Genomic DNA, 3,570 nt, shown 5'->3' with positions numbered 1-3,570 from the left:
TTCATGCGTGAGCCCGGATGCTCACGATTGCGTGATCAACTTCCTAGATCACGAACCCGTGAGTTGAAAAGCAAAAATAATCGTAAAAGGCGAATTTCATCTCCTCCATGCGCGCGTACGTGATACAAGACATTGAAATGTAATAAGATTGGTTCGTCGGGCTGGGGAAGAGGCGTCGGCCAGGCCGGATCAGCCCGGCTGGTCCACGGCCGAGGGAGCAGCCTGCAGCCGTCTCCGCAGCAGCAGCCAACCCGTCGGAACACCCTCTCGCGAGGTCGGCTTCGACATCTTGCGCGCAGTATTGGATGCGACGCTGAGCGGCAGGTTTGATCATCCTCCGGCTCAACACGTGGCGTTTTGCAGTCCGGCGACGGACTTCGTCTACCCTGCCCTATGCGCCCCTTTCCATCTGACCGCCCTGCCCGACGCGCTCATCGTGCTGCGGCGGTGCTGTTGGGGAGGTAGCCGTGACCAGTAAAACCGGACATGAGCAACTTGCCCCGCATCACTAAGCGAGCGGCCTGGAATGCATCGACGCCATTCGCGCCATTCTGGGCGACCGCTGCTAAGTACCCTTGGCGTGCCGGCAAAAAGGGTCTGCTGAGCCAGGATCTGGCCAAGGGCGTTCGGCATCTGACCAGGACGGCTGCTGTGGCAAGAGGAATGGAGGCTAAGATCTTGCTCACTGGGAAAAGAATCGAAACAATATCATGCGCTTAGCGCTCACCATAAGCGCATATTTGCATACTACAATATACGTATATATGCTCGAATACGGCTATATAGGAGTATGTGAATATGCGGACGCTGGTCATAGCCAGCCAGAAAGGCGGGGTCGGTAAGACCACGCTGACTGGGCATCTGGCCGTGGAAGCCGAGCGCCAGGGTGAGCCCATGGTGGCCATGATGGACACTGATGAGCAGATGTCTCTTTCTGGTTGGTTCCGGGTCCGTCAGGCTGAGACCCCCATCTTGGTCCAGCCGGTCGAGGGAAACCTCCGGAAGACGATGGACGCCATGCGAAAGGCTGGTGTCACCCTGCTGATCATCGACACTCCTCCAGCTATCACCTCATCCATCAGCCTGACCGTGGCCTTGGCTGATTTGGTGGTGATCCCGGTTCGGCCCTCGCCTCATGACCTGCGCGCGGTTGGCCGCACAGTGGACATCGTGGAACAGCACAACAAGCCGCTAGTATTCGTGGTCAACCAAGCCAACCAGCGAGCCCGCATCACAGCTCAGGCTGCCATATCCCTCAGCCAGCATGGTCCCCTCGCCGAGCCGATCATCCACTCGCGGACGGACTTTGCTGTCTCGATGGCCGATGGCCGGACGGTCACGGAGATGGAGCCAGAAGGGAAGAGTGCGGCCGAGATCGCCGCCCTGTGGACGTTCATCAAGGGACGCTTTGATAAGAAGGACCGCCGATGAGCCAGAAGGACAAGCCGGTGCTGACGGCCGACTTCATCGTCCGGAAGGACGCCATCCCTCAGCAAATTAAGCCGCCTAGCGAAGAGAAGCCTCAGCCGCGGACAGTAACCTCACTGCGCCTTCGCGGAGAGGACAACACACTGTTGCGGCACCTCGCGCACCATCTTCAGATGACCAAGACAGAGCTGGTAGACGAGGCGCTCGAACTCCTGCGAGAACGCTACAAGGATGTATAGGGATATTGATATATAGCTATATGCGGATATAGCAGCATATATAGGAATACCGCAAAATCAAAGGGGTAGACGGATGATTAGCGCGGCGGCATGCTTTGCCTCAGCCGCGCAATCTCGCGTGGCTTAGAATCAGAAAGGGCCGGACCCCAGCAGCGAACTGCCAGAACCCGACCCCTCATATCCGAACGTTCTAGCCCGGCAGCGTGAGAACTCCAGGCTAAGCGTTCGCTCTGAAAATCGCAAGCACACCTTGCGGTGAGGGAAAACTGCGTCCTGCTAACATCCGGCAAAGCTTATGGCTTTCGACCGAAACGCCTTCGTGCGGGCTGCTTGGCTCGCCTACACCACACGCCGGCTGACCCTTAGAGGACAGCGCCTGACGGCCACGGGCTATCTCCTGGCCCGTGCCATGCTGCGTCGGGCAGGGAAGGTCACAGGGCAGCTCTGGCCCTCCCGCTGCACCCTTGCGTTGGATCTCGGCATCTCAGATCGCACCGTGGAGCGTCAGCACGCCATCATGCGCGATCTGGGGCTCATTGCCTGGCAGCAGCGCCGTGGTCGGCGGGCCCGGCACGATACCAACCTCTACACGCTCCTCTCTCCCAAGCCTTCTAAAAACCTAAGAGAGTCAATCTGTGATTCTTCCGGCAACATTTTGTCGGATGGAGGCCGAAAGGCCCTCGCCAAGCTTGCGGAATGGGGCGGCGGCACGGCCGAGGACGTGCTTTCGTGGCTCTCGACGCCAAAAATGGCAGTTTGAAGCGGCTCGGCTGGCATAGGACACACGCACGCACCACCTTTTCGCCGCAGGATCGACGCACCCCAGGAGGGGCCATGGCCGCCGCCCTTTATGCTGTCCGACTTTCAAGAACCGAGATCCGCGCTCTGCTCAACGCCCTCGATGCTGCGGACGAGGCTGGCTCGATCTACACGGACGAAGAGGGCGATAAGACTGGCTTTTGCCCGATGCAAATGGTCGGCCTCATGCGGAAACTGAGCGATGCTGTAGGGGCGCTGGACGCCGCTGCCGGGCCAGCGGGGCAGGCAGCGAGGCCGAACCCGGTACGGGAAGGCGACGCGGTGGTGACCTAATCCCGCTTGTCCTGCGGCCCCTCGAACAGCGCGAGCGCCCCACTCGCGCGCATCTCGTCCAGGATCTCTGCGGTCTCAGCCGTGGCAGGCTCGATGTGCAGCGTGGCGTGGGCGTCGTCCGCTGTCGGATACTGGATCAGCACGCGCATGCCCACCGCGCGCATCTGAGGGGCGAATGCCTCCATCAGCTCGAGGGTCTGCGCCCGTGTGTCGCCTGCTTGATCGGTCATCTCCCGCCCATCTTACCCTCCCAGAGGCACCTCCAAAAATCATCCGGTAAGCGCAGTTTATCGTGTTTGATGCATAGAGGGCAGCGAGGTTCGGGCGGATAGCGCAAGGCTGCTCTCCATGTAGCTCGCGCCAAGTAATGGTTCAGAGCTCACGCGTACCCCGGGCCTGACCTGCTTCTGCGTGGCGTATGATCTCGGGCGAATTCGGGGAGGCGGGGTCCGCACGAGCCGCGATGATGTCGAGCGCGCGCTGAGTGGGGCACAGCAGCTTCAGGCATCCTTGATCCGACGATATTAACTCGGACATCAGCAGTTCACTCTGCTTCAACTCGGACGCCACCCGCAGAGGTCCGCGCGTTCACCAATCCAGTGGCACGGATGACCGGCACGGATGACGAAATCCGTCGCGCAACCCGCTTGCCGCGCAGCTCAGCCTCGATCACCTCAAGTCTGATCCAAGGCGCCTCCCAAGACTGGTGGGCGTTTCCCCTCCCAGGATCTCCAAGGTCGCGTTCCTGGACGTGGTGTAGGACCTGACCGCCTTTGAAGTGGCGGTCACCACGGTGGTTCTCGGTAGGGTT

General features: G+C 60.4%; 5 protein-coding genes. 4 read left to right on the top strand and 1 reads right to left on the bottom strand.

What is annotated here, in order from left to right:
• Positions 1–798 precede the first annotated feature (798 nt).
• The 4 genes from D2K64_RS23075 (at position 799) to D2K64_RS23065 (ending at position 2,759) form a co-directional block, all read left to right on the top strand.
• A complete protein-coding gene (locus tag D2K64_RS23075) occupies positions 799–1,431 on the top strand; it encodes a ParA family protein (protein WP_157986090.1) in 633 nt (210 codons plus the stop codon).
• Positions 1,428–1,667 (top strand): hypothetical protein, encoded by a 240-nt coding sequence (locus D2K64_RS23070; RefSeq protein ID WP_120010729.1) that lies wholly within the window; start codon positions 1,428–1,430, stop codon positions 1,665–1,667. The genes D2K64_RS23075 and D2K64_RS23070 overlap by 4 nt, the downstream gene beginning before the upstream one ends.
• A 295-nt stretch (positions 1,668–1,962) precedes the next feature.
• Positions 1,963–2,427: a helix-turn-helix domain-containing protein gene (locus tag D2K64_RS24820; protein WP_157986089.1), complete on the top strand. Its 465-nt coding sequence runs from the start codon at positions 1,963–1,965 to the stop codon at positions 2,425–2,427.
• A 74-nt stretch (positions 2,428–2,501) separates the two neighbouring features.
• On the top strand, positions 2,502–2,759 hold the full coding sequence (locus D2K64_RS23065) for a hypothetical protein (protein WP_120010727.1): 258 nt from the start codon (positions 2,502–2,504) through the stop codon (positions 2,757–2,759).
• Here the strand turns inward: D2K64_RS23065 and D2K64_RS23060 are convergent.
• A complete protein-coding gene (locus tag D2K64_RS23060; RefSeq protein WP_120010725.1) occupies positions 2,756–2,989 on the bottom strand; it encodes a hypothetical protein in 234 nt (77 codons plus the stop codon). The two genes, D2K64_RS23065 and D2K64_RS23060, sit on opposite strands and share 4 nt — an antisense overlap.
• Positions 2,990–3,570: the final 581 nt, after the last annotated feature.

Origin of the sequence: Teichococcus vastitatis (genome assembly GCF_003604215.1) — a bacterium.
GTDB lineage: Bacteria > Pseudomonadota > Alphaproteobacteria > Acetobacterales > Acetobacteraceae > Pseudoroseomonas > Pseudoroseomonas vastitatis.
The sequence above is the reverse complement of the archived record's forward strand: the minus strand, read 5'-3'. Positions and strand labels throughout refer to the sequence as shown.